At 70.8% G+C, this 22,073-nt stretch carries 21 protein-coding genes and 1 pseudogene; 7 read left to right on the top strand and 15 right to left on the bottom strand.

What is annotated here, in order from left to right; translation table 11 throughout:
- From HTZ82_RS09875 to HTZ82_RS32725, 7 genes and pseudogenes are all read right to left on the bottom strand, one after another.
- Positions 1 to 502, bottom strand: a pseudogene (locus HTZ82_RS09875) (type VI secretion protein); the annotation flags it as partial.
- Between the two features lie 5 nt (positions 503 to 507).
- Positions 508 to 1,917 carry an ATP-binding protein gene (locus HTZ82_RS09870; protein WP_175408943.1) on the bottom strand — a complete coding sequence of 470 codons (1,410 nt, stop codon included), beginning with the start codon at positions 1,915 to 1,917 and terminating at the stop codon, positions 508 to 510.
- A 50-nt stretch (positions 1,918 to 1,967) separates the two neighbouring features.
- Positions 1,968 to 3,527 carry an SCO6880 family protein gene (locus HTZ82_RS09865; RefSeq protein ID WP_175408940.1) on the bottom strand — a complete coding sequence of 520 codons (1,560 nt, stop codon included), beginning with the start codon at positions 3,525 to 3,527 and terminating at the stop codon, positions 1,968 to 1,970.
- Positions 3,524 to 4,936, bottom strand: coding sequence for a hypothetical protein (locus tag HTZ82_RS09860; RefSeq protein ID WP_175408939.1), 1,413 nt, complete (start codon positions 4,934 to 4,936; stop codon positions 3,524 to 3,526). The genes HTZ82_RS09865 and HTZ82_RS09860 overlap by 4 nt, the downstream gene beginning before the upstream one ends.
- A complete protein-coding gene (locus tag HTZ82_RS09855) occupies positions 4,926 to 5,768 on the bottom strand; it encodes a hypothetical protein (RefSeq protein ID WP_175408938.1) in 843 nt (280 codons plus the stop codon). Before HTZ82_RS09855 ends, HTZ82_RS09860 begins: the two co-directional genes overlap by 11 nt.
- 138 nt (positions 5,769 to 5,906) lie before the next feature.
- On the bottom strand, positions 5,907 to 6,215 hold the full coding sequence (locus tag HTZ82_RS09850; protein ID WP_010474953.1) for a hypothetical protein: 309 nt from the start codon (positions 6,213 to 6,215) through the stop codon (positions 5,907 to 5,909).
- A gap of 345 nt (positions 6,216 to 6,560) precedes the next feature.
- Positions 6,561 to 6,695: a hypothetical protein gene (locus HTZ82_RS32725; protein ID WP_302852220.1), complete on the bottom strand. Its 135-nt coding sequence runs from the start codon at positions 6,693 to 6,695 to the stop codon at positions 6,561 to 6,563.
- 302 nt (positions 6,696 to 6,997) lie between these two features.
- Here HTZ82_RS32725 and HTZ82_RS09845 point away from each other — a divergent pair, with 302 nt between their 5' ends.
- Positions 6,998 to 7,162: a hypothetical protein gene (locus HTZ82_RS09845; RefSeq protein ID WP_175408937.1), complete on the top strand. Its 165-nt coding sequence runs from the start codon at positions 6,998 to 7,000 to the stop codon at positions 7,160 to 7,162.
- A gap of 13 nt (positions 7,163 to 7,175) precedes the next feature.
- Here HTZ82_RS09845 and HTZ82_RS09840 read toward each other — a convergent pair whose 3' ends face one another.
- Both HTZ82_RS09840 and HTZ82_RS09835 read right to left on the bottom strand, forming a co-directional pair.
- Positions 7,176 to 7,514 (bottom strand): DUF397 domain-containing protein, encoded by a 339-nt coding sequence (locus HTZ82_RS09840; RefSeq protein ID WP_175408936.1) that lies wholly within the window; start codon positions 7,512 to 7,514, stop codon positions 7,176 to 7,178.
- A 14-nt stretch (positions 7,515 to 7,528) separates the two neighbouring features.
- A complete protein-coding gene (locus HTZ82_RS09835) occupies positions 7,529 to 8,374 on the bottom strand; it encodes a helix-turn-helix transcriptional regulator (RefSeq protein ID WP_175408935.1) in 846 nt (281 codons plus the stop codon).
- Between the two features lie 196 nt (positions 8,375 to 8,570).
- On the opposite strand from HTZ82_RS09835, the gene HTZ82_RS09830 reads away from it, so the two are divergent.
- Entirely contained in the window at positions 8,571 to 9,038 is a 468-nt protein-coding gene (locus HTZ82_RS09830) for an ATP-binding protein (protein ID WP_175408934.1), read from the top strand.
- Positions 9,039 to 9,392: 354 nt separating this feature from the next.
- Positions 9,393 to 9,635 (top strand): hypothetical protein, encoded by a 243-nt coding sequence (locus HTZ82_RS32155; RefSeq protein WP_309235392.1) that lies wholly within the window; start codon positions 9,393 to 9,395, stop codon positions 9,633 to 9,635.
- Between the two features lie 8 nt (positions 9,636 to 9,643).
- On the opposite strand, the gene HTZ82_RS09820 is transcribed toward HTZ82_RS32155, so the two are convergent.
- The 4 genes from HTZ82_RS09820 to HTZ82_RS09805 form a co-directional block, all read right to left on the bottom strand.
- A complete protein-coding gene (locus HTZ82_RS09820; protein WP_175408933.1) occupies positions 9,644 to 10,216 on the bottom strand; it encodes a hypothetical protein in 573 nt (190 codons plus the stop codon).
- A 788-nt stretch (positions 10,217 to 11,004) separates the two neighbouring features.
- On the bottom strand, positions 11,005 to 15,639 hold the full coding sequence (locus tag HTZ82_RS09815; RefSeq protein ID WP_175408932.1) for a putative T7SS-secreted protein: 4,635 nt from the start codon (positions 15,637 to 15,639) through the stop codon (positions 11,005 to 11,007).
- Positions 15,639 to 16,283, bottom strand: a complete 645-nt coding sequence (locus HTZ82_RS09810) for a hypothetical protein (protein WP_175408931.1) — start codon at positions 16,281 to 16,283, stop codon at positions 15,639 to 15,641. Before HTZ82_RS09810 ends, HTZ82_RS09815 begins: the two co-directional genes overlap by 1 nt.
- Entirely contained in the window at positions 16,280 to 16,813 is a 534-nt protein-coding gene (locus tag HTZ82_RS09805) for an SseB family protein (RefSeq protein WP_175408930.1), read from the bottom strand. The genes HTZ82_RS09810 and HTZ82_RS09805 overlap by 4 nt, the downstream gene beginning before the upstream one ends.
- Before the next feature lie 118 nt (positions 16,814 to 16,931).
- On the opposite strand from HTZ82_RS09805, the gene HTZ82_RS09800 reads away from it, so the two are divergent.
- Positions 16,932 to 17,951 (top strand): bifunctional lytic transglycosylase/C40 family peptidase, encoded by a 1,020-nt coding sequence (locus HTZ82_RS09800; protein ID WP_309235393.1) that lies wholly within the window; start codon positions 16,932 to 16,934, stop codon positions 17,949 to 17,951.
- A 198-nt stretch (positions 17,952 to 18,149) separates the two neighbouring features.
- Entirely contained in the window at positions 18,150 to 18,863 is a 714-nt protein-coding gene (locus tag HTZ82_RS09795; protein ID WP_175408941.1) for a phosphatase PAP2 family protein, read from the top strand.
- Between the two features lie 9 nt (positions 18,864 to 18,872).
- Here the strand turns inward: HTZ82_RS09795 and HTZ82_RS09790 are convergent, their stop codons facing one another.
- Positions 18,873 to 20,432: an FAD-binding oxidoreductase gene (locus HTZ82_RS09790; RefSeq protein ID WP_175408929.1), complete on the bottom strand. Its 1,560-nt coding sequence runs from the start codon at positions 20,430 to 20,432 to the stop codon at positions 18,873 to 18,875.
- Between the two features lie 4 nt (positions 20,433 to 20,436).
- Positions 20,437 to 20,610, bottom strand: a complete 174-nt coding sequence (locus tag HTZ82_RS09785) for a hypothetical protein (RefSeq protein WP_175408928.1) — start codon at positions 20,608 to 20,610, stop codon at positions 20,437 to 20,439.
- 112 nt (positions 20,611 to 20,722) lie between these two features.
- Here HTZ82_RS09785 and HTZ82_RS09780 point away from each other — a divergent pair, with 112 nt between their 5' ends.
- Positions 20,723 to 21,637, top strand: coding sequence for a hypothetical protein (locus HTZ82_RS09780; protein WP_175408927.1), 915 nt, complete (start codon positions 20,723 to 20,725; stop codon positions 21,635 to 21,637).
- A 122-nt stretch (positions 21,638 to 21,759) separates the two neighbouring features.
- Positions 21,760 to 21,942, top strand: a complete 183-nt coding sequence (locus tag HTZ82_RS09775; RefSeq protein ID WP_175408926.1) for a hypothetical protein — start codon at positions 21,760 to 21,762, stop codon at positions 21,940 to 21,942.
- Positions 21,943 to 22,073 lie beyond the last annotated feature (131 nt).

The following is a 22,073-nucleotide window of genomic DNA, read 5'->3' as shown; positions in this document are numbered from 1 at the left end:
CGGGGGCGGGCTCCGTTTCCGCGCGCTCCGTCGGTGGCGGCGGCTGCGCGGCGGCGTACTGCTCTGTTGCCGAGGGAGCGGCCGCAGGCGTTGTCGCGGGCGCTGCCTCGTGTGCTGCCCCGGTGGCCGGCCTGTGGCGGGCTGTCGCTCGTACCGCGCGCCAGCGGGCGTACGTACCCAGGACGAACACCGTCAGCACCAGCAGCACCATGAGCTCGCCGATGAGCAGGCCCCAGAACACCCCGTACCCCGGAAGCTGCCCCGCCGGTGTTCCGGGCCAGGCGCCGGCGAGGTCCTGCGGGTCGGAGATCAGGGACCGCAGGGCCAGGGGCGTACGGGTGAAGGTGACGCCGTCGGGCCAGGCGCCGTGGGTGAGGAGGCCGCCGACGCCCGTGGCGGTCCAGACGAGGAGGGTCATGCCGAGCAGGAACATCAGGAGGCCCACCAGCAGGCCGTCCGGGATGCCGCGCTCGGTGTTGGCTTCCTTGGCGGTACGGGTCATGAGGCTCAGGCCACCGTCGAACGGGAGGGTTCGTTCATGTGCTGCTCGATGAGGGCCGCGCGCTGCTCCGCCTCCCATTCGGCGGCCTGGACGTCTTCGGGGAGTTCGGGTCCGGAGGACTCGGTCATGGCGCGGTCGGTGTAGACGAGGGGGCGTTCCGCCTCGGTGACCAGGTGTTTGACGACCTGGACGTTGCCGTTGACGTCCCAGACGGCGATGCCCGGGGTGAGGGTGGGGATGATTTCCACAGCCCAGCGTGGCAGGCCCAGGACCCGGCCGGTGGCCCGTGCCTCGTCCGCTTTCTGGGCGTAGATGGTCCTCGTGGAGGCCATTTTGAGGATGGCCGCCGCCTCGCGGGCCGCCGCGCCGTCCACGACGTCGCTGAGGTGGTGGACGACCGCCACGAAGGACAGGCCCAGACGGCGGCCGAACTTCAGCAGCCGCTGGAAGAGCTGCGCGACGAAGGGGCTGTTGATGATGTGCCAGGCCTCCTCGACGAGGAAGATGCGCTTCTTCCGGTCGGGGCGGATCCAGGTGTGTTCCAGCCACACGCCGACGATCGCCATGAGGATGGGCATGGCGATGGAGTTGCGGTCGATGTGGGACAGGTCGAAGACGATGAGCGGCGCGTCGAGGTCGATGCCGACGGTCGTCGGGCCGTCGAACATGCCGCGCAGGTCGCCGTCGACGAGGCGGTCCAGGACGAGGGCGACGTCGAGGCCCCAGGCCCGTACGTCGTCTATGTCGACGTTCATGGCCTCGGCGGACTCCGGCTCGGGGTGGCGGAGTTGCTCGACGATGTCGGTGAGGACGGGCTGGCGGTCGGTGATGGTCTCGTTGACGTACGCGTGGGCGACCTTCAGCGCGAAGCCGGAGCGCTCGTCCAGGCCGTGGCCCATGGCGACTTCGATGATGGTGCGCAGCAGCGCGAGCTGGCCCGTGGTGGTGATGGACGGGTCGAGCGGGTTGAGGCGGATGCCGTCGTCGAGGGCGGCCATGGGGTCGAGGCGGATGGGAGTTATTCCCAGCTGCTCCGCGATGAGGTTCCACTCGCCGACGCCGTCCTCGCCCTGGGCGTCGAGGACGACGACCTGGCGGTCGCGGAAGCGGAGCTGGCGGAGCACGTACGTCTTCTCCAGCGCGGACTTGCCGTTACCGGACTCGCCGAGGACCAGCCAGTGGGGGGCGGGGAGCTGCTGGCCGTACAGCTGGAAGGGGTCGTAGATGTAGCCCTTGCCGCTGTAGACCTCGCGGCCGATGATCACGCCGGAGTCGCCGAGGCCGGGGGCGGCGGTGGGCAGGTAGACGGCCTGGGCCTGGCCGGTGGAGGTGCGTACGGGGAGGCGGGTGGTCTCCACCTTCCCGAAGAGGAAGGAGGTGAAGGCATCGGTGAGGACGGACAGCGGATCGCGCATCATCAGGCCCCTATCGTCCTATCGTCTCGTCCATGTCGTGCCGGTGGCGGTCAGCGGCGGATGCCGGTCGCGAACGGCAGGGTGTTCACGAAGGCCCGGTGGTGCTCGCGGTCGCACCACTCCAGCTTCAGATACGACTTGCCGGCCGACGCCCGGATCGTCCGCTTGTCCCGGGCGAGGGCCTCGGGTGAGCGGGACGACACAGTGATGTACCCGACGAGGTTGACCCCTGCCGCGCCGCTGGCGAGATCTTCACCCCGCTGGTCGAGCCGGCCGTGGGCGGCGAGGTCGCGGGGGTCGACGGTGCGGTTCATCTTGGCGGCGCGGCTGGCTTCGGCCTCGTCGTTGGTCTTCTCGGTGAGCATGCGCTCGATGGCGACCTCGGTGGGTTCCAGGTCCATGGTGACGGCGACGGTGCGGATGACGTCGGGGGTGTGGACGAGGAGCGGGGCGAGGAAGTTGACGCCGACGGGGGTCATCGGCCACTCCTTGACCCAGGCGGTGGCGTGGCACCAGGGGGCGCGGGTGGACGACTCGCGGGTCTTGGCCTGGAGGTAGGTGGGTTCGACGGCGTCGAGTTCGGCCGGCCAAGCGTTTCGTTTCGTCATGGCCTGGATGTGGTCGATGGGGTGGTCCGGGTCGTACATGGAGTGCACGAGGGACGCGAGGCGGGACTGGCCGAGGGGCTGGCGTACGCGGATGTCGGCCTCGGCGAGGCGGGCGCAGATGTCGGTGAGTTCGCGGGCCATGACGACGGCGAGGCCGGCGTCCTTGTCGAGGCGTCCGCGCGTGGCGCCGGAGGCGTGGCGGGCGGCGCGGGCGATGGCGTGGGCCTCGGCGGCGAGTTCGCGGGTGTAGTGCATGCAGGCGACGAGGTACGCGCGGTGCTGCTCGCTGGAGGTGGACACCATGGACTGGAGCTGGTCGTAGGAGTCGAGGAGCCAGCGGGGGGCGGCCGGGTCGCCGCGCTGGGCGACGTCCTTGGCGTGGGCGTCGGGGTCGGCGGGGAGGGTGCGGGCGAGCATCTGGAGGCGGGTGACGAAGCCGTCCCCGTTGGCGACGTGCTTGAGGAGGGTGCCGAAACGGTCCACCAGGGCTTCCTGGTCCTCGCTGTCGCGCAGTCCGACGCCGGGGCCCTCGATCTCGATGGCGGCGGTGACGGTGCGGCGGTCGGCGTGGAGGAGGACGGCGATCTCGTCGGGGCCGAAGGGGGCGGAGAGCCAGTTGATGCGGCCGATGCCGGGCGGAGGGCCGATCTCGACCTCGCGGCCGTCGATGCGGGTGCCGGCTTCGATGGCGGAGGAGCGGTAGGCGGTGCCGCGGCGGAGGATGCGCTTGTAGCTGCGGTTGACCTCGAACCAGCGGTAGAAGGTGCGGCCGCGGTAGGGGACGTAGACGGCGGCGAGGGCGAGGGTGGGGAAGCCGGTGAGGAGGGCGATGCGGAGGGACAGGACGGGGACCAGGAGGCCGCACATCATGCCGAGGAACGCGCCGGCGATGATCAGGGCGATCTCGCCGGTCTCCCGGTTCTTGCCGATGATCGCGTTGGGGCGGGCGCGGCCGATGAGATAGGTGCGGCGGGGCGTGATCGTGTGGGACTGGGTGGTCACCGCCCTCCACCTCCTGGTGTGTTGGTGCTGTTGTTGCTGCTGTTTCTGTTTCCGGTTCCGGTGCTGCCGCCGGTGTTGCCGCCGGGGTTACGGCTGCTGTGCGGGGTGCCCGAGGTGGGTGCGCCGCTGGTGGGGGTACGGGGTGGGGGTGCGGCGGAGGGGACAGTTCCGCCGCCGGCCCCGGCCCCGGCCCCTGCCCCGGTTCGGGTGCTGTGGGCGGCGACGCCACCGGAGACGGCGCCGGCGCCCGCAGGTGCGGGGGCGGGGGTGGGTTGCTGGTGGTTGCGGCTGCTGTGGGTCTTGATGCCCTGGGAGACGAGGGCGGCGGGTGAGGAGATGACGGCGGCGGCCTGGGCGCCGTCGGTGGCCTGCTTGCGGTTCGTACGGGCGGTGGCGATCTCGTCGCCGAAGCCGGGGACGAAGCGGTAGATCGCGGCGGAGGCGAAGATGGCGAGCAGGATGATGGCGAGGCCGGAGACGACGGCGGAGAAGGCGTCCGGGCCGTCGCCGGACGACAAGGCACCGGCGAGCCCGAGGACGATCACGATGATGGGCTTGACGAGGATGATCGCGATCATGATGCCCGCCCAGCGGCGGACGTGGCCCCACATGTTCTTGTCGACGAGCCCGGCGTAGACGACGGTGCCGAGGAGGGCGCCGACGTAGAGGAGGGCGGCGCGGATGACGAGCTCCAGCCAGAGGATGCCGGCGGCGAGGATCGAGACGAGCGCGACGACGATCAGCATGATCGGCCCGCCGCCGATGTCCTCGCCCTTCTTGAGGGCGGCCGCGAACGACCCGAAGAACACGTCGGTCTGACCGCCGGTGCCGGACGCGATGACCTCGGTGACGCCGTCGGTGGCGGAGACGACGGTGTGGAGGATGAGCGGCGTGAAGGCGGAGGCCAGGACGGTGAGCCACAGGAACCCGACGGCCTCGGAGATCGCGGTGGACAGCGGCACGCCGCGGATGGCCCGCTTGGCGACGGCGAGCAGCCAGAGGACCAGGGTCAGGATGGTGGAGGCGGCGAAGACGACGGCGTACTGCTGGAGGAACTTCGGGTTCGTGAAGTCCACGGCCGCCGTCGCCTTGACGGCCTCGCTGAGCTTGCCGACGGTCCACGCGGCGGCGTCCGCGCATCCGCGCGCGAGGGAGGACAGGGGGTCCAGGGGGTTGCCGCCGGCGGGGTCGAGGGGGGTACTGGGGGAACGGCGGGCGGCGCCGTCGCCGGACTCGCAGTAGTCGCGGGCGGGTCCGTGGATGAGGTCGCAGGGGTTATTGCTACCGCTGGGGGATGGTGTGGGTGTTGGGGCCGCGGCAGCCCGGGTGGCCAGGAGGACGGCGGCTGTCTGCAGGGCGAGTAGCAGTGCGCCTGCGGTGGTGGCGCGGCGCCGGGTCTCAGCGGGCATAGGTGAACCCTCCGAACGCCTCCACGGCGTCAGCGATCTCTTCGGCGCTGGACGCACGCGTGTCGGCACCGACGGGTGCCGGGCCGTCCTTCTGGGAGTGGTTCACGGTCTTCCAGTCGTTGTTCACCCACTCCAGCTCCATGGTGACGGTGAACCAGCCGTTGGTCACCGGCTTCGTCGAGCCCTCACCGGCCAGGCCGATCAGTCCCGCGCACCACACCTCGACCGTCGCGTTCGTAGCGGTGAGACTCGTGACCTTGGTGCCAATGGGGGCCGTACGCGAGACGAAGGTGAAGCCCTTCGGAGTCGAGCCGTCGGCGTTGAGGCCGACGTTCTGGAAGAACGCGGGCGAATAGGCCTTGTCCAGAGTTTGGCGGAAGTGGGCCAGGCGCGAAGGCGCGATGACGGCGGCCAGGATGGAGTCGCGTTTCGTCTTGTCGAACATCTCGGCGGAGCCCAGCGCCACCGCGTAGTTCGCCGCCGCGCTCTGCGCCCCCTGGTCGTCCTGGGCGTAGCCCGTCGGGATGGTGCCGTTCTTGCCGGTGACGGGCTTCACGCCGGTCGCCGCCGTGGGTGCGGCGGCGCCCGCCCCCTGGGTGCCGCTCCCGCCGGACGCCCCGTCGCCGTCGCCGTCACCGTCGCGGTTGGCGAAGGCGATCGCGGCGATCAGCAGGACGACCACGCCCACCACGGTCACCAGGGACCGCGAGGCCCGCGCAGGTCGCCGCGCGGGCTCGCCGTACACGTCGCCGGCGCCGCCCTCGGGCAGCCGGGTGCGGGTGCGGCCCGTACCGCCGGCGCCTCCGTCCTCGTACTCGTCGCCGAAGCTCATGACGGGCACGCCCCCTCGTACGAGTACGACGACGACGGCGGCCGCTGCCGTGCTGCTGTCCGCGCGTACGCGGTGTGGTGAGTGGACATCAGGAGACGCATCCTCTGCGAGCCCGGAGACTGAAGGCGGGTGGGTGGGCTAGACGGCCATCCCGTACACGATGGTGAACAGTGTTCCGAGCGATCCGATGATGAAGACGCCCGTGAGCCCGGCCACGATCAAGCCCTTGCCCTGTTCGGCGCTGAACGTGTCGCGCAGCGCCGTGGCGCCGATGCGCTGCTTGGCCGCGCCCCAGATCGCGATGCCCAGGCACAGCAGGATGGCCACGGCCATCACGATCTCGATCATCACACGGGCCTGGTTGCCCAGGCCCCCGAAGGGCCCCCAATTCGGGGCGATTCCGCCAATGATGGTGGTGATGTCGCCCTTCTCGGCCGCCAGGTACATGTAACTCACCGCCCCTGTTCGGTAGTTCGAAGCCCCGCCTCATGGCAGGGGTCATCAACTATCTTCGCTGATGGAACCGCCGACGTACGACGACTTGGCGGGTCTCTTTACCCGATCCCCGCACGTTTGACCGAGCCGACCCCTCTGACCTGCGTGGCTGGGTGGGGGCCGGGTCTGTGCGGATACGCGTATGGTCACTCTGTGTATCACGGAGGGTGACTCCGGGCAATGACCGTCGTTGTTCCCTGTTTACGTCCCCGGCGTCGCTGGCGCCCCTTGAAGCGCGACGCCGCCGCCGGAACGTGCGTCCGGCGGCGGCAGTACGGCATGCGCGCTGACCGTAGGTCAGACCTTGGTCTGACCCGTCTGGGTGAAGAGGAAGTACCCCAGCACCACGATGGCGAGGGCGGTCAGTGCGATGACGGTGATGGCGGCGGCCGTTCCCCCGGCGTCTCCGAGTCGGCTCACCTTGTTGCCCATGTCTTCTCCTGTGGTGCTTGCCCCTGCCGTGGTCCTCGGCCGGGCTGTGGCACAGCCGTTTGCGGCTGCATGCCACAGAGTAGCGCAGTGGTCCAGACCAGTTGGCGGGGGTCGGGTGGAGGTCCGGTGGAGAGGGCGGGGGCCGGTCGGGGGGATGTCGCGACCGGGGGGAACCTGTCGGCCGCGCCAGTCGTCTTCCTCGTACGACGCGAACCGCGACGACCGACGCGCGCCGCGTCCGCGCAGCTCAGCAGGTGTGGTGACGGCCCGTCCACTGACGGGGCCGACAGGGGGAGAGGCACATGTCGAACAGGACGCTCGGCACGCTGATGGCGTTGCTCGCGGCTGTGGTGATGCCGGTGGGGGCGATGCTGGACGGGGCGAGCTTCTGGGTCGGGTTCACCTTCTGTGTTGGCCTGATGTTCATATGCGCACACGCCATGCACGCCAACACCAGCCGGAACTGACCCCTCCTTCCGCTCACCCCGCGAGCCGGTCGAACTCCCCGTCCCGCACACCGGCGGCGAAGGCGTCCCACTGGGCGGGGGACGTGGTGACGACGACGGCCGGGTGGTCGGCGCTCCGCAGGCGCAGCACCCCGCCGGGCCCGGCCTCCACGGTCCCGCCCCCGGGCAGCCGCCCGCCCTTGATGGCATCCCGCCAGGCCCGCCAGGTGGCGGGGGCGAGGGTGAGTATCGCCCCGGTGGGGTCGCTGCTCTCGGTGAGTCTGACGGCGCCTTGGGGGGCGGGGGCGAGGTGTATGCAGGACTCGCCGGTGCCGCAGTACGAGGACTTCTGCCAGGCGGTTGCCGAGGTCATGGGGATCGGTTCCTTCACAGGCTGTGGGCGATGTCGTGGATGAACTCGCGTGAGGCGTCCGGGGTGAGTGCGATCGCCTCCATGCGGTCCAGTACGTGCCGGTACACGTTGAGTTCGGCCTCTGCGTCGATCAGCTTGGGGCCGTGCGACTGGTCGAGCTGCACGGTGTCGAGCTGGGGAACAGGCCCGTGCACGTAGTAGATGGCCTGACCTGCTCCCGGGTAGGCCCCGGCGGCGTACGGGATGACGCGCACGGTGATGTGGGCGCGCTCGGACATGGCCAGCAGGTGCTCCAGCTGCCGCTTCTGGACGGCGGGACCGCCGAACTGCATGCGGAGGGCGGCCTCGTGGATGATCGCGCGGTACGGGGTCGGGTCGTCCTGGTACAGGACCGCCTGTCGCTTGATGCGGTGGGACACGCGGTGCTCGATCTCGGGCGGGGCGTAGGCCGGCACGGTGTTCCGGAAGATCTCGCGGGCGTGCTCGGGGATCTGGAGGAGGCCGGGGATGTGCGAGGTGTGGCCGGTACGGAGGGCTCGACCGTAGTGGTCGAGTTCGGCAAGGTCGAGGAGAGCGGCGGGGAGGATGTCGCGGTACTCCTCCCACCACCCGCGAGGTCGCCGCGTGGCCATGTCCACGAGAGCATCGACGAGTGCGGCGTCCGTGCAGGAGTAGTGGTGGGCCAGGGTGCGGATGCGCTCGGGGCTGACGCCGAAGCGGGCGGCCTCCATGTTGCTGATCTGGGCCTGCCGGACGCCGAGCAGTCGGCCCACCTCGGTCGCGGACAGCCCTGCCCGCTCGCGGAGCTTCCGCAGCTCGATGCCGAAGCGCAGTTGGCGTGCGGTGGGGGCGCCTCTCACTGGCGTATCTCCTTGCCGTCGTCACCCACACGAGTTGGATGCCCTACGAGTTCAGCAGAAACCGCTGAATGTATTCAGCGATGCCGCTAGTTTGTGACCCAGGCCACTCGCCTGGAAGCGCACCGGTCGACGGACCGGCAGAGCCACCGGGCACACGCATGTTCGCCGCAACTCTCCACACTCACCGGAGACTTCCATGCCGTTCACCGTAACGCCGCCCTGGGCGTACACCCTCCATCTTCCGCAGGACCCGCGCGGTCCCGGGATCGCCCGCAGCACGCTCCGTACGGTCCTCGCGGCCCACGGCATGCGGGCGCTCACAGCGGTCGCGGAGCTGCTGACGAGCGAGCTGGTCACCAACGCGTACCTGCACTCCGACGCCCCGTACACCCTCCGCCTCCGCGCGACCGACGCGAGCCGCCTGCGGGTGAGCGTCTGGGACACCAACCCGCGGATCCCGGCCCCGTTTCGCGGGGCGACGGCCACCCGGGCGGGGGACGGGGACGAACGGGGGCGGGGGCTGCTGCTCGTGGAGATGTGCGCCGACAACTTCGGGGCGTACCCGCTGGGCAGCGGCGGCCTCTTCGGGGAGGGCGGCGGGAAGCTGCTGTGGGTGGAGTGCGCGGTCCCGCCGCCGGCGGGTGCGGGCGGGGGCGGCTGCTGATGCGGAGGTCGCGGAACGCCTCCGTGGCGAGGCGCCTGCGTGCCCGCCCGGGGAAGCTGCGCGAGCTGGCCCAAGAGATCGATGAAGCGACCGGTCTGCGCGTGCAGATCCTGGGAGGCGCTCTGGTGATGTCCCCGACGCGGTGCGGCAAGCACGCAGGAACAGTCCGGAACCTGCGTACGCAGCTGTACGCGTCGGTGCCGGAGGGCCTGGCGGCGTACGAGGTGTCCTCGATCGGGCTGCCGGATGACCCAGACGACTACGTGACTCCCGACCTGGTCGTCCTGGCCGATCGACTGGGGCGAGAACGAAGGGTGGCTGGCCGAACCTGGGGACGTCGCACTCGCCGTCGAGGTGATCTCGCGGTCGGAGAAGGCGCGGGACATCTCTCAGAAGAACGACTGGTACGCCGTGGCCGGCGTGCGCACCCTGCTCGTCCTCGACCTCCGACAGGGGACCTGGTTGCTGCATACCTGTCCTGAGGGCGGTGCCTACCAGGACGTGCTGCGCGGCAAGTACGGCGAGGACGTCCCACTGCCCGAGCCACTGTTCCTCACCCTGGCAACGGATCGGCTCCCCGTCTACCGCAGCATGTGAGCCTGGGCTCACTTGATCGGGCGGCGCATCTCCTCGCGGACCGCGAGCGTGGTGCGGGCCGCTGACGCGAGGTCGAGACTCGTAGTGGCGGTCTGCGCGGTGATCTCGGCGACGGAGGCGCTGGTGTTGTCGTCGGCCCAGGCGCACATGGCGTAGACGGCGTGGCCGCCGCGTGCCTGGCTCGTGGAGAGAGCCTGGCAGCTCACAGTGATGGTCGAGCCGGGCGGAGTGATGTTCCTCGGGGTCATCAGCACCTGGGTGCCGGGCGCGTCTGCGGCGCCCTTGAGCGTCTTGGTGCGGGCGGTGGCGGGGTTCTTGATTCGGCCGTAGAGGCCGGAGACGATCAGTACACCGGGCCTGGCCTCGTCGGCGGCCGTGTACTGGCCCGCCACGGCCTTCGCATCGCGGATGTTCGTCTCACTCGTGCCCTTCAGGCTGCGGTTCGTCGTGTCGGAGTGGTCGTCGGCGAGCGTGTACCGGCTGTCGAGCAGTGTGCCGGGGAGTTCCAATCGGTGCGTGGCGGCAGGGAAAGGCGAACCGGAGCCACCGACGACCACGTTGATGCCGAACCACGCGAGCAACAGGACTCCGGCGATGGATGCGGCGACGATCCCCAGGATCAGGCCGGTCCGGCTCTTGCGCGGGGGCGGCGGGAGGGGAGCCTGCCCGTACGGCTGTCCATACGGCTGGCCAAGAGGTTGCCCGTACGCATGAGCATGGCCCTGGGGCGGCTGGCCTGGAAGAGGCTGCCCTGGAAATGCCGGGCCCGGGTAGGGCTGCTGGGGCCCGCCCAGGTACGGCGGTTGGCCCTGGGGCTGCTGGTGGCCTTGATGCGGCGGTATGGACATGGCCGTACCGTACGTCAATGCGCCTTGCATACCGGCACCGCTCGGCCATCCGGTTCGCCCATCCGCCCGGCGAGTTGGGCGCCTGCGCTCAAACGGTAAGCCAGCGAGGCCCTATTGGGGCCATCTGCGTTGAGCGTGGGCAGGGCACCCGGCACAAGCTCCAACTGCTCGGCCTTCGCGTCATAGTGCTGCCGCGGGGTGCGGCCTTTCAGCCCCGCGGCAGCACCCATCGCACGGGGCTACGACGAAGGTGCAGTGGGTCTGCCGACTGTCACGTGGCCAATCTTCAGCCTGGAGTCCGCGGCTGCCTTATTCGGCGCACAGGATTTTTTCCCAATCCTTAGACGGATCCCCGGTGCCCATGAACTCGCTGAGGTACAGCTCTGTTTCCTCGCTGGTATTCTGGCCTTCGAGCCATACCGACTCGCACTCCGGGCACAGGTGGAAGAATTCGCCCGTGTCCCTCCTCTGGTATCTTTTGATCCAGTCTTGGCCGCAGTGTGTGCAGGCGATTTTATGTTTCATTGTGGCCAACTCCTCGGGAATGCGGTGATTACTTCATTCCCGTTTTCGACTGTAATGCTGATGAAGTCCTCGCCGAAATTGTAGCCTACCTGTCGGCTCATCGGAATGATGTATGTCGTTCTTGCTCCCTGTTCGCGCACGTCGACGGCAAGGTCTCTTCTCAGCCAAGCTGTGTCGACAGTTTCCAGAATTCCACTGGTTCCCGTGTCGAATACCCCATGCCTGGGTTTGTTGGGATTTTCGTGGGCGTGCTGCATCACATGGATGATCCGATGCCCTTCTGCGCTTCCGGGTCCGTAATCCAATCCCGCTGCAGATCGATACCAGCCATCACCCAGGTCGTGGAGCTGATATGGGCTGAGTCCGATGGGGTCCGTCCAGCTGTGGGGGTTGTGTACGTATGTTGCCGGGTTGGGGGCTGGTTCGAGGCCGAGGGGATCCGCTGACAGGTAGCGGGCCGTTTCGGGGTCGTAGTGGCGGAAGTAGTTGTAGTGGAGGCCGGTTTCGGGGTCGAAGTATTGGCCGGGGAAGCGGAGGGGTGTGTACGTGGTGCTGGTCGAGGACCACGTTGTGGTGCCCCAGAGGGTGGTGCGGGTGTGCCAAGACAGGGTGCCTGACTCGTCGATCAGCTCTGACGGGGTGCCCACCAGGTCTGTGACTATGGTGAAGAAGCGGTCGTCTATGACCTTTTGAGGGGTGTCGCGGTCCAAGAGGCGTTCCGCTTGGGTCAGGGGGTGGAGGCCCTTGTGGTCCCAGGTGAGTGCCACGGGGTGGGGGAGGTCGGGGGACTCGGCCGTTTGCTCGCAGAGGGTTGTGCCGTCCCAGGTGAACGTGATCTGTTCCGCCACCTCGCGGCCGTCCTGCGCCATGCGCTGCTTGGCTATTCGGCGGCCCAGCGGGTCGTACACGTAGCGCCAGACCGTGCCGTCCGGGGTCGTGACTCCGGTCAGGCGGTCCTCCGCGTCCCACTCGTAGCGCCAGGTGTCCGGCTTCTTCGACAGGCGAGGCTTCTGGCGGAGGGTGACGCGGCCCTGGGCGTCGTGTTCGTAGCGGACCTTGCCGGCTCGGGTGATGCGGGTGCCCGTGTACGTGCGGGTGCCGGTGGCTTCCTGGGCCGGGTGGTAGGTGGGCCAGGACGCCTCTGTCTGGTTGCCGGCCTCGTCGTAGGCGTAGCGTTCCGTCCAGTTCGCCGCGTGCACCGCCGTCACGCGGCCGGCCGCGTCCACGTCGAAGCTGCGGCGGCCCGCCAGGTGGTCGTCGATGCCGACGAGGTTGCCGTCGGGGCGGTAGGTGTACGTGCGCTGTTGGAGGGTCTCGCCGCCGACGCCCACGTGTTGGTGGGTCAGGCGGCCCACAGCGTCGCACGTGTTGCTCAGCTTGAGCGCCTCGCCCACGTGGCGCGTGGTCTCCCTGCCCGCCGCGTCATGCTCGAACGTGAGCGTGCGGCCCGACGTCGTCAGCTGGGTGCGGCGGCCCGCCGCGTCGTACGTCCACTCGCTCACCGCGCCCGTGGGCGTTGTGCGGCCCGTGCGGCGGCCCAGGGTGTCGTACGAGTAGGTCAGCTTCCTGCCGTTCACCGTCTCCGAGAGCAGGCGACCGTGGCGGTCGCGGAGGCGGGTGAGGGTGACGTCCGGCGACGTGGCCTCGGCCAGTTCGTCGAAGACGTCGTACGTGAAGGTGGTGACGGTGCCTTCGACGTCCTTGCTGGTCACCTGGCCCAGCGCGTTGCGGGCGAAGCGGATCGTTTCGCCGAGGCCGTTCGAGCGGGACAGCAGCTGGCTCGCCGCGTCGTGCTCGTACGTGAGCCGGCGGCCGTCGAAGTCCGTCTCGGAGGCCAGGCGGCCCGCCTCGTCGTACTCGTACGTCCACGTCAGGCCCTGCGGATTGCGGACCTCCGTCAGGCGGAGTTCCGTGTCGTGCGTGAACTCGTAGCGCACGCCGTCAGGGCCCGTGCGGGCCTTCAGCAAGTCGAAGTGCGTGTACTCGAACGCCGAGACGCCGCCCATGGCGTCCGTGTGGCTGACGCAGTTGCCCTCGCCGTCGTACGTCCACGACTGTTGCGTGCCGTCCGCCTCCGTCCTGCGGGACAGTAGGCCCTCCGGGGTCCACTCCAGGCTCGTCGTCGCGCCCAGCGCATCCGTGATGGCCTTCGGCCGGCCGAAGGCGTCGCGGGTGTAGTGGGTCCTTGCGCCCAAGGCGTCCTCGACGGTGACGGGGAGGCCTCGCCCGTCGCAGTGCACCCTTGTCGTGTGGCCCAGGGCATCCGTGACCGACGTGAGGCGGCCCGCCTCGTCGTACGTGAACGTCGTCGTCGCGCCCGTCGGGTCCGTCACCGACGTGCGGTTGCCGCGCTCGTCGTACGTCTGGCGGGTCACCCTGCCGTCCGGGTGCACGATGCGGGTCGGCAGGCCCAGGGCGTTGTAGTCCGCCCTCGCCCGGCGGCCGTCCGGACGCTCCAGCGCCGTGAGGTTGCCGGCCTCGTCGTATGCGAAGCGGGTCGTGCGGCCCAGTGGGTCCGTACGGGACAGCAGGCGGTTGTAGCGGTCGCGTTCGTAGCGCGTCACCGCGCCCAGCGGGTCGATCTCCGCTACCACCTGGTGGGACTCGTTGATCAGGTAGCGGTGCGTCGTGCCCGTGGGACTGGTCGTCGTGGTGACTCGGTGGCCCGTCTCCGGGTCCGTTTCGTCGTACGTGAAGCGGAGGGCCATGTGGCCTTCTTCGCCGCCCTCCGCCACGCACCTGTCCCGGTCGTCGTACGCGTAGTCGTAGCGGCTGCCGTTCCTGTCCGTCCAGGACGTCACCCGGGCTCGGTCGTCGTACGTGAAGCGCAGCGGCTCGCCCGAGGAGTTGACGACCTCCGTCAGGTGGCCGTCCGTGTAGCCGTAGCGCAGGATCTCCTGGTCCGTGCCGTCCGGTGCCCCGCCCGCCAGGTGGAGGGCCGTCACGCGGCCGTCCGCCGTCGTGAGCTTCAGGTGATAGCCGCCGCTGTGGGCGATGCCCACGGGGGCGCCCTCCGCGTCGTACTCGAAACCGATCCAGTTGCCGTTGCGGTCGTCGATCTGGGTCAGCAGGGCACGGTCTGCCCACGTCTCCGTGAAGTGCCAGACCCTGCCCGTCTCCGCGTCCGTGATCGTGTAGCCGCCGTCCGCGTCCCGGCTCAGCGGCCAGCGCGGGCCGTGGCTCGGGAGGACCGGGACGTCCGGCGCCGGGTGCGGGTACGCGAGGAGCATGCCGTCCTCGCAGACGAAGATCACGCCCTCCGCGTCGATCTCCAGCCGCTGGTCCGCCGTCGACGACCACGACGGGCCGAACCACCGGCCCGCCCTGTAGTCCGACGCCACCCGCCGCTTGAAGACCAGCGGGAGAACACCCGGCAGGGCTATGTCCGTCTGCGGGAGGAACATGGCGCCGGTCGCCATGTCCACTGGGTCGGAGTTGCCACTCTCGCGGGCGTTCTCCTGCCGTGCGGGCTCCGCAGGGTCCTCGACCTGCCTGCGCGCACCCGCAGCCGCGTCGTCCACGGCGCCCTTAGCCCCGCCCTTCAGGCCCGCCGACGCGATCGTCTTGACGCTGCCCGCGCCCTTCGTGCCCAGCAGCTCCGGCACCAGGCGGCCCAAGAACTCGCTCGGGTCCTTCTTCGCGGCCTCCCAGGCGTTGCGCAGGGCCTGGTCCGGGTGGGCCACCGTCGTCACCAGGCCCGCGAGCGTCATGTTGACGTTCCGGTAGTAGTCCGCCGGGTGCGTGATGTTGTACGGGTCGATGGGCAGCAGCGAGCGCGCGAAGTTCGTGATGCCGATCGTGCCCTTGAGCATGCCGCCGGCGAAGTGGGCCTCCTCGACGGCGCCCGCCTTCACGCTGTCGATCACCGTGTTGAGCATGCGGTCCCTGGCCGACGGGTTCGGCGCGTGCCGCAGTGCCTCCTTGACCGCCTTCGCAGCCGTCTCCGCCGCCTCGTCGCGCTGCCGGCGCGCCTCCTTCAGGACCTCCTGGGCGCGCTCGCGCTTCGCCGTGCCCGGGTCGGAGAACTCGGCCGGTCTGGGGAGAGGCGTGTCCGTGTCGAGTGACGCGTTGTACTTGTCGACCTTCGCGTTGTGCGCGTCGACCGCCTTCTTCGAGTCCGCCTCGCCCTCCTTGTAGAGGTCGATCGCCTCCTGGGCTTTGGCCTGCGCGCGTGTGAGCGTCTTCCCGTAGGTGTCCAGGGCCCCCGCCGCGTCCCCGAAGGCGTCGGCCGCGCGCAGCCACTCCGTGGGCAGCAGCGTGAACTTCTCGCGGAACGCGTCGGCCGCCTCGCCCTTCCAGTTCGCCGAGTCCAGGCCCTTGAGGCCCCGGCCCACCATGTCGAAGGCGCTCTTGAAGTCGCGGAGGTTCTTGACGGTCGCCGTGATCGTGCCGGGCTTGCCCCGCACCAGTTCGTCGGCCTGGTCGGTCTGGCCGAGCTGCTGCTCGCCGATCCTGGCGCCGAGCGACGACGCCGTCTCGTCGCCCCAGTCCTCGACGCTGTCGGCCCAGTCCTCGGCGCCGACGTGGTCCAGGAAGCCGCCGAGTTCGTTCGTGGTGTTGTCGATCGCGTGGCCGGTGTACTGCTTGAACTTGTCCCAGCCCTTTTCGAGTCCTTCGAAGAAGTCGCCCATCAGTCGGCTGCCCCGGTGGACGAACCCTTCGCGCGCTGCACCGCTTCGTCCGTCGGCTTGTACTGGGCCTGCTGGGCCTGGTCCAGCAGCTCACGCTCCCGGCTGTCGTACACGCCCGCCCGCTCCATCGAGTCCGCGAGCTGGTGCTGGATGTCGTAGTTCACGTCGTTCCAGGTCTGCGTCACGTCCTCGTGGGCCTTCGAGAACGACGCGCCGCTCCAGTCGGCGCCGTCCGTCGGACTCTGCGACCGGAGCTCGTCCCAGCTCTTGGCCTTGACCTCCTCCTCCGACAGGTGCGGGTTGCCGTTCACGCCGTTCACGACGATCTTGAACGTGCCGTCGACGTACTGGTCCAGCTCGTGCAGACCGCCCGCCGCCAGGCCGACCGCCTGCGCGAAGCCGTTGCCGCGCTGCATCAGGGTGCGGACGCCCCACCCCCAGCGTTCGCAGAACGTCCTGAAGCCGTCGGCCAGGCCGTGGTGGCCCAGCTCCACCGCCGACAGCGCCAGGTCCTGGAAGCCGGTCCCCGCCGTGGCGTCGCCGATCGAGCCGAGGTCCTTCAGTTCCTCGTGCGCCTTGTTGATGCCGTCCGTCAGCAGCCGCGCCGTCTCCGGCGGCAGTACGAGCTTCGGTTCACCGCTCATGCCGTCGTCCCCCCGAGAGTCCTGAGATCACCGTCGTCGTCCACGTCCACCGCCGCCGCGTCCGGTACGACGCCCCTGACCGGCGGGAACACCGTGCCGTCCGCGCTCCCCGCGTCCAGCGCCACGCCCGCCGGGACGCCGAGCAGCGGCACCATGACGTCCAGGAGGCGTGCGCCCAGCACCGTGCGGTACTCCCACGTACGAGATGCCTCGCCGCGCGCCTGCGCGAAGCGGGCCAGCGCCTCCTCGTGCGAGAACGCGCAGATCCAGCGGATGCCGCCCTGGTCCGCCGTCCACAGCCCGCCGTCCGGTGTCAGCGGGACCAGTACGGGCGTACGGCGGAACTCGCCCAGCAGCGCCGCGAACTCACGCCGGATCGCCGCCTCGTCGACCGCCGGCGGCTGCGGTGCCACCTCGACAGCCGCATTCGTCGTCTGTGCCGGAGGAACCTGTGGAGCTGCCCCATCCAGGTCCGCGAGCCGTGACCTCCTGGTCGGCGAGCTCCCGTTCCCCTCCCCGTACGCGCTCATATGTCGGATCATCACACGTACGGGTTTTCGACTGCAACGAGCTTCAGTACCTGCTGAAGTGACGGTTCGCCGCCTAGACTGGCCCCGGCGGCGTACCCCGGGCGGAGGGTGGTTGACGGTGCGTAAGGCGTGGCTGGTCGGCGGCGCGGCCGTCGGGATGTGCCTGAGCTTCGTCGCGTTGCTCGTCGTCGGGACGTACTCCGCCGCAGCCGGGCTCATCGGTGGGGCCGGGAGCGGGGTGCGCGGGACCGTGGGGCTGGCCAAGGGGGCTGTGCCGGCCGCCTATCAGTCGCTCGTGCAGCGGTGGGGAAATCTGTGTCCCGCCGTCAACCCTGCGCTGCTCGCCGCGCAGTTGTACCAGGAGAGCGGGTTCAACCCGCGGGCGCAGAGCCCCGCCCAGGCGCAGGGCATCGCGCAGTTCATCCCCGGGACCTGGGCCAGTCACGGCGTGGACGGGGACAAGGACGGCGACCGGGACGTCTGGGACCCGAACGACGCCATTCCGTCCGCCGCCTCCTACGACTGCTCCCTGGCCAACTCCGTGAAGGGCGTGCCCGGTGACCCCACCGACAACATGCTCGCCGCCTACAACGCCGGCCCCTACGCCGTCATCAAGTACGGGGGCGTTCCGCCCTACAAGGAGACCCAGAACTATGTGAAGATCATCCGGTCCCTGGAGAAGAGCTTCGCCCGGCCCGTAGGGCGCGTCGAGCCCTCGCGGCAGGCCGCGGGAGCCATCTACTTCGCTCAGAAGCAGCTGGGGAAGCCCTATCTGTGGGGCGGCAACGGGACGCCCGAGCACGGCGGCCGGTTCGACTGCTCCGGGCTTACCCAGGCCGCGTACCGGACCGTCGGCATCGAACTGCCGCGCGTCGCCAACGACCAGTACAACGCCGGGCCCCATCCGGGCCGGGACGAGCTGCTGCCCGGGGATCTGGTCTTCTTCTCCGACGATCTGACGGACTCCCGGGCCATCCGGCACGTCGGCGTGTACGTTGGAGGCGGGTACATGATCAACGCCCCGTACACCGGTGCCGTGATCCGCTTCGACAAGATCGATACGCCCGACTACTTCGGGGCCACCCGTGTCACCGAGGACGGCGCCGAGGCACTGCCTCGACGGACTCCTGACGCCTGATCGGTACGCTGGCCGCCCCGCACGCGCGTGGCGGGAACTGTTCGGTCCCTGAGCGCTCTGAGCTGGGGAGACGTATCACTCTTCGGTAACGTCGTGGTGATCGTTCCGTGGAGAGTGGAACGTACCCCTCACGCGCGTCGTTCCCTGGACTGACCGACCGCACCGGCAGCAGCACAAGGCAAGGGGCCGCAGCACATGGTGGCTGGACTCGCATCGGATGGTTCGAACCCCGATGTCAGCCTGCTCTACGACATCAACGGGCTGGCCAGGTCCGCCCCCGCCTGGGCCGACCGCGTCATGGCGTTCGTCGGCGAGTACGGCATCCTGCTCGCCCTCGTCCTCGTCGTGCTGTGGTGCTGGTGGAGCGTGCGGCGACGCGGCACGGCCGAGGAGTCCGTCAGCGGCGTCGCCGGGGTCGTCTGGGCGCCGCTCGCCGCCGGCATCGCGCTCCTCGTCAACATTCCCATCCGGGGGTTCGTCGAACGGCCCCGGCCCTTCCGCGACCACGACGGGCTCGACGTCCTCGTGGCGGGCAAGACCGACTACTCGTTCGTCAGCGATCACGCCACCCTCGCCATGGCCGTCGGTGTCGGGCTGTTCATCGCGCACAAGCGGTTCGGGCTCGCCGCCATCGGGCTCGCGCTCGCCGAGGGGTTCTGCCGCGTCTACATGGGGGTGCACTACCCGACCGACGTCGTCGGCGGTTTCGCCCTCGGCACCGCCGTCGCGCTGCTCCTCGCGCCCGTCGCGCTCGGGCTGCTCACGCCGCTGTGCGCCGCCGTCGCCCGGTCCGGGCCGGCCGGACGGCTCGTACGGTCCCGCCGGGCGCCCGCCCACCCGCGGCGGCCGCACCGCACGCTCGACCTGCCCGAGCCGCGGCTGGGCGAAGGGGACAGCGACCTCGCCGCCTGAGCCGCGCGGTCAGACCGACTGCGCGTACGTGAACAGGCCCGTCGGGTCGTACCTCCCGCGCAGCGCCGCCAAGCGCCCCGCCGCCTCCCCGTAGTAGGCCCGCCGCCAGTCCCGCAGCGTCGGGTCCGGGTAGTTCTGGTACGCCGCGCCCGACGCCCACGGCCGCATCGCGCCCCGCGCCTCCTCCAGCCACGCCCGCTGCACCGCCCCGCCGCTGCCCGGCCGCCACGACGCGATGTACTGCGCCAGCACCCGCGACCGCCGGTGCACGAACGCCGTCGCCGAAGGCGCCACCCGGTTCACCGCACCGCCCAGCGCCGTCAGCGCCACCGAACCCCCGCCCCCGCCCTGCGCGACCGTCGTCCGCGTGAACCGCTGCACCGCGCCCGTCAGCGCCGCAAGCCCGGCCCCCGGCAGCGTCCGGTCGAAGAAGTCCGAGGCACCCGCGTACGTCTCACGCCCCAGCGCACCCTCCGGGCTCCGCCCCGGCACCTCGCCCGGCAGCGCGCACTGCTCCGCGCTCAGCCCCGCGCAGCCCGCGAACACCAGCATCGACTCCAGGAAGTCCCGCTCCCGCAGCGCCAGGGACGCCGCCGGCGCGCCCGCCCGGTCCGCGAGCCGGTCCAGGGCGTTCTCCAGCTCCGCACGGCCGCCCAGCGTCATCGCCGTCACGGACACCGTCGGCGTCCCGCCGCCCGCGCCCGCCGACGCGTGCAGCGTCGACCAGATCTCGTCCGGCTGCCCCGGGCCCCACTCCTGCCACGCCGCCAGCACCGCACGCGCCCGCGACCAGGGCCAGTTGAGGTACGCGGTCACCGTCGGCGGCGCCGGATGCGTACGGAACCGAAGCTCCGTCACCACCCCGAACATGCCGTGGCCCCCGCCCCGCAGCGCCCAGAACAGCTCCGGGTGCGCGTCCCCGGACACGTCCAGGACCCTGCCGTCCGCCGTCACGATCCGCGCGCCCGTCAGGCTGTCGCAGGTCAGGCCGTACGCCCGCGACACCATCCCGTGCCCGCCGCCCAGCGCCAGCCCCGAGACGCCGACCGTCGGACACGACCCGCCCGGCACCGTACGGCCCCGCGCCGCCAGCCCGCGGTACACACCCGACAGCTTCGCGCCCGCCCCGATCACCGCGCCGTCCGCCCCGTCCGCCGCCACGGCGGCCAGCTTCGACACGTCCACCACCAGGCGGCCGTCCCCGCTGGACCAACCGCCGTACGAATGGCCGCCGTTGCGGATCGCCACCCGCAGCCCGTGCCGCCGCGCGAACGCCAGGCACTCCCGTACGTCGCCCTCACCCGCCGCATACGCCACCGCCGCGGGGCGCAGCCCGTCGTACCGGGTGTTGTAGAGCTGGCGCGCCGTCGCGTACGCGGCGTCCTCAGGCCGTACGAGAAGGCCGTCCACGCCCCGCGCCAGCGCCGCCCACGGCGGTTGGGCCGAGTCCGTACGGGAGGGGGAAGGGGACGGGGACGGGGACGGCCGCGGGGACTTCGTGCAGGACGTGGCCGTCGCGGCCAGGGCCGCCGCCGTCAGCCCCGTGGTGAGCAGTGCGCGCCGGTGCATGGCGTCACTGTCGCACGCCCTCGTCGGCCGACGACAGGTGCTCCGCCGCGTCCGTACGGGCGCGTTCCCGCGAGCGGCGCGCGGGGCCCGCCCAGCCGCAGGAACAGCGGGCCAGCGCGAACGCGCCGCGTTCGGTGGTCGTGGTGCGGTGCGGTGATGAGACGTCCTGCGAGTGCACACGTCAACGGTACCGGCGGGAATCGCGGTGCGTGACGAGGCGCCGGAGCGGTCGTTATCAGGGGCGGGTGGGGGTCTCGGACAGGCGGCAAGGCGTTGGGGGTAGGCAGGCGATGGTGGTGCAGAAGCTGAGGCGCGGAGGCGGCGCGTACGCCGTCGCGGCCGCCGTGGCGGTGTCGGCGACGGTCACGGGCGTCTCCGGGTGTTCCGGCGCGGCCGATGCCACGCCGCCGGCCCCGGGAGCGGCGGCGGTGCGCGCCGCGGACACCCACGGGGCCGCGGGCTCCGGCGGAACCGCGGACACCGGCGGGGCCGGGGGCATGGCGGCCGTCGAGGTCGTCCGCAAGGCCCCGGACGTGCTGGCGCGTACGGGTACGTCGAAGGCGACGACGGCCATCGAGATGGCGACGGGCGGGACGCGCCTCACCATCAAGGGCCAGGGCGGCTACGACTTCCGCAAGCGGCACGGGCGGCTCCAGGTGGTGCTGCCCGAGGAGGCGTCGGCCACCGGGAAGCAGCGGCCGATCACCGAGCTGCTCACGCCGGGCGCGCTGTACATGAAGAACCGCGGCGCCGGCGTCCCCGCCGACAAGTGGGTGCGCATCGACACGACCACCCTCGACGACGGCAACCTCGTCACGGGCGGCGCGACGGACCCGGCCGCGGCCGCCGAGCTGCTGCGGGCGGCGCGGAAGGTCACGTACGTCGGTGACGCGAAGCTCTCGGGCGTCGAGGTCAGCCACTACCGCGGCACCACCGACATCGGCGACGCGGCGAAGGTCGCGTCGCCGCAGGTGCGCGGGGCGCTGGCGGCGGCGGCGAAAGGGTTCACCACGGACACGGTGCCGTTCGACGCGTACCTGGACGACGAGGGGCGGCTGCGCAAGGTCCGCCACCGGTTCAGCTTCGTGAACGAGGGGCGCGAGGTGGACGTCGCGTCGACGACGGTGCTGTACGCGTTCGGCGCGCCCGTCGACGTGACGCTGCCGCCCGCGCGGGACATCTACGCCGGGAAGATCGAAGGCTGAGCGCGCGCACGGGACGGGACCGGCCGGAAGGGGCCAGAAGAATGGTCCGGACGTGTCATGCGCGGTGCGTGTACCGCTCCCTACGCTAGGAAGCCGACAGCGGCTGGAAGGGGTGAACGCACGTGGCGCCGCTCCGTACGACGACCACCGTCCAGGACCACGTCGCCCTCGCCGAGATCGAGCTGTGCGGCGAACTGATGATCGCGGCGTCCGCCACCGAGGCGGAGCGGCTGAGCGCCGACCTGATCGACGAGGTGCTGAAGGTCGGCCCGGGGACGGAGCCCGGCCGGAGCCCGGGCGCGTAACGCCGACGGGGCGCGTAACGCCCCCGGTGTGCGCGGCGCCGACGGGGCGCGTGGCGCCGACGGGGCGCGTGGCGCCGACGGGGCGTGTGGCGCCGACGGGGCGTGTGGCGCCGACGGGGCGTGTGGCGCCG

This window comes from Streptomyces sp. TRM64462, from assembly GCF_013362995.1.
In the GTDB taxonomy this organism is placed as follows: domain Bacteria; phylum Actinomycetota; class Actinomycetes; order Streptomycetales; family Streptomycetaceae; genus Streptomyces.
The sequence above is the reverse complement of the archived record's forward strand: the minus strand, read 5'-3'. Positions and strand labels throughout refer to the sequence as shown.

Coding starts and splice junctions, on each gene's coding strand:
- HTZ82_RS09870 (WP_175408943.1), bottom strand. CDS start 1,917: ATGCGCGATCCGCTGTCCGTCCTCACCGATGCCTTCACCTCCTTCCTC.
- HTZ82_RS09860 (WP_175408939.1), bottom strand. CDS start 4,936: ATGCCCGCTGAGACCCGGCGCCGCGCCACCACCGCAGGCGCACTGCTA.
- HTZ82_RS09855 (WP_175408938.1), bottom strand. CDS start 5,768: ATGAGCTTCGGCGACGAGTACGAGGACGGAGGCGCCGGCGGTACGGGC.
- HTZ82_RS09850 (WP_010474953.1), bottom strand. CDS start 6,215: ATGTACCTGGCGGCCGAGAAGGGCGACATCACCACCATCATTGGCGGA.
- HTZ82_RS32725 (WP_302852220.1), bottom strand. CDS start 6,695: ATGGGCAACAAGGTGAGCCGACTCGGAGACGCCGGGGGAACGGCCGCC.
- HTZ82_RS09845 (WP_175408937.1), top strand. CDS start 6,998: ATGTCGAACAGGACGCTCGGCACGCTGATGGCGTTGCTCGCGGCTGTG.
- HTZ82_RS09840 (WP_175408936.1), bottom strand. CDS start 7,514: ATGACCTCGGCAACCGCCTGGCAGAAGTCCTCGTACTGCGGCACCGGC.
- HTZ82_RS09830 (WP_175408934.1), top strand. CDS start 8,571: ATGCCGTTCACCGTAACGCCGCCCTGGGCGTACACCCTCCATCTTCCG.
- HTZ82_RS09815 (WP_175408932.1), bottom strand. CDS start 15,639: ATGGGCGACTTCTTCGAAGGACTCGAAAAGGGCTGGGACAAGTTCAAG.
- HTZ82_RS09810 (WP_175408931.1), bottom strand. CDS start 16,283: ATGAGCGGTGAACCGAAGCTCGTACTGCCGCCGGAGACGGCGCGGCTG.
- HTZ82_RS09805 (WP_175408930.1), bottom strand. CDS start 16,813: ATGAGCGCGTACGGGGAGGGGAACGGGAGCTCGCCGACCAGGAGGTCA.
- HTZ82_RS09790 (WP_175408929.1), bottom strand. CDS start 20,432: ATGCACCGGCGCGCACTGCTCACCACGGGGCTGACGGCGGCGGCCCTG.
- HTZ82_RS09780 (WP_175408927.1), top strand. CDS start 20,723: ATGGTGGTGCAGAAGCTGAGGCGCGGAGGCGGCGCGTACGCCGTCGCG.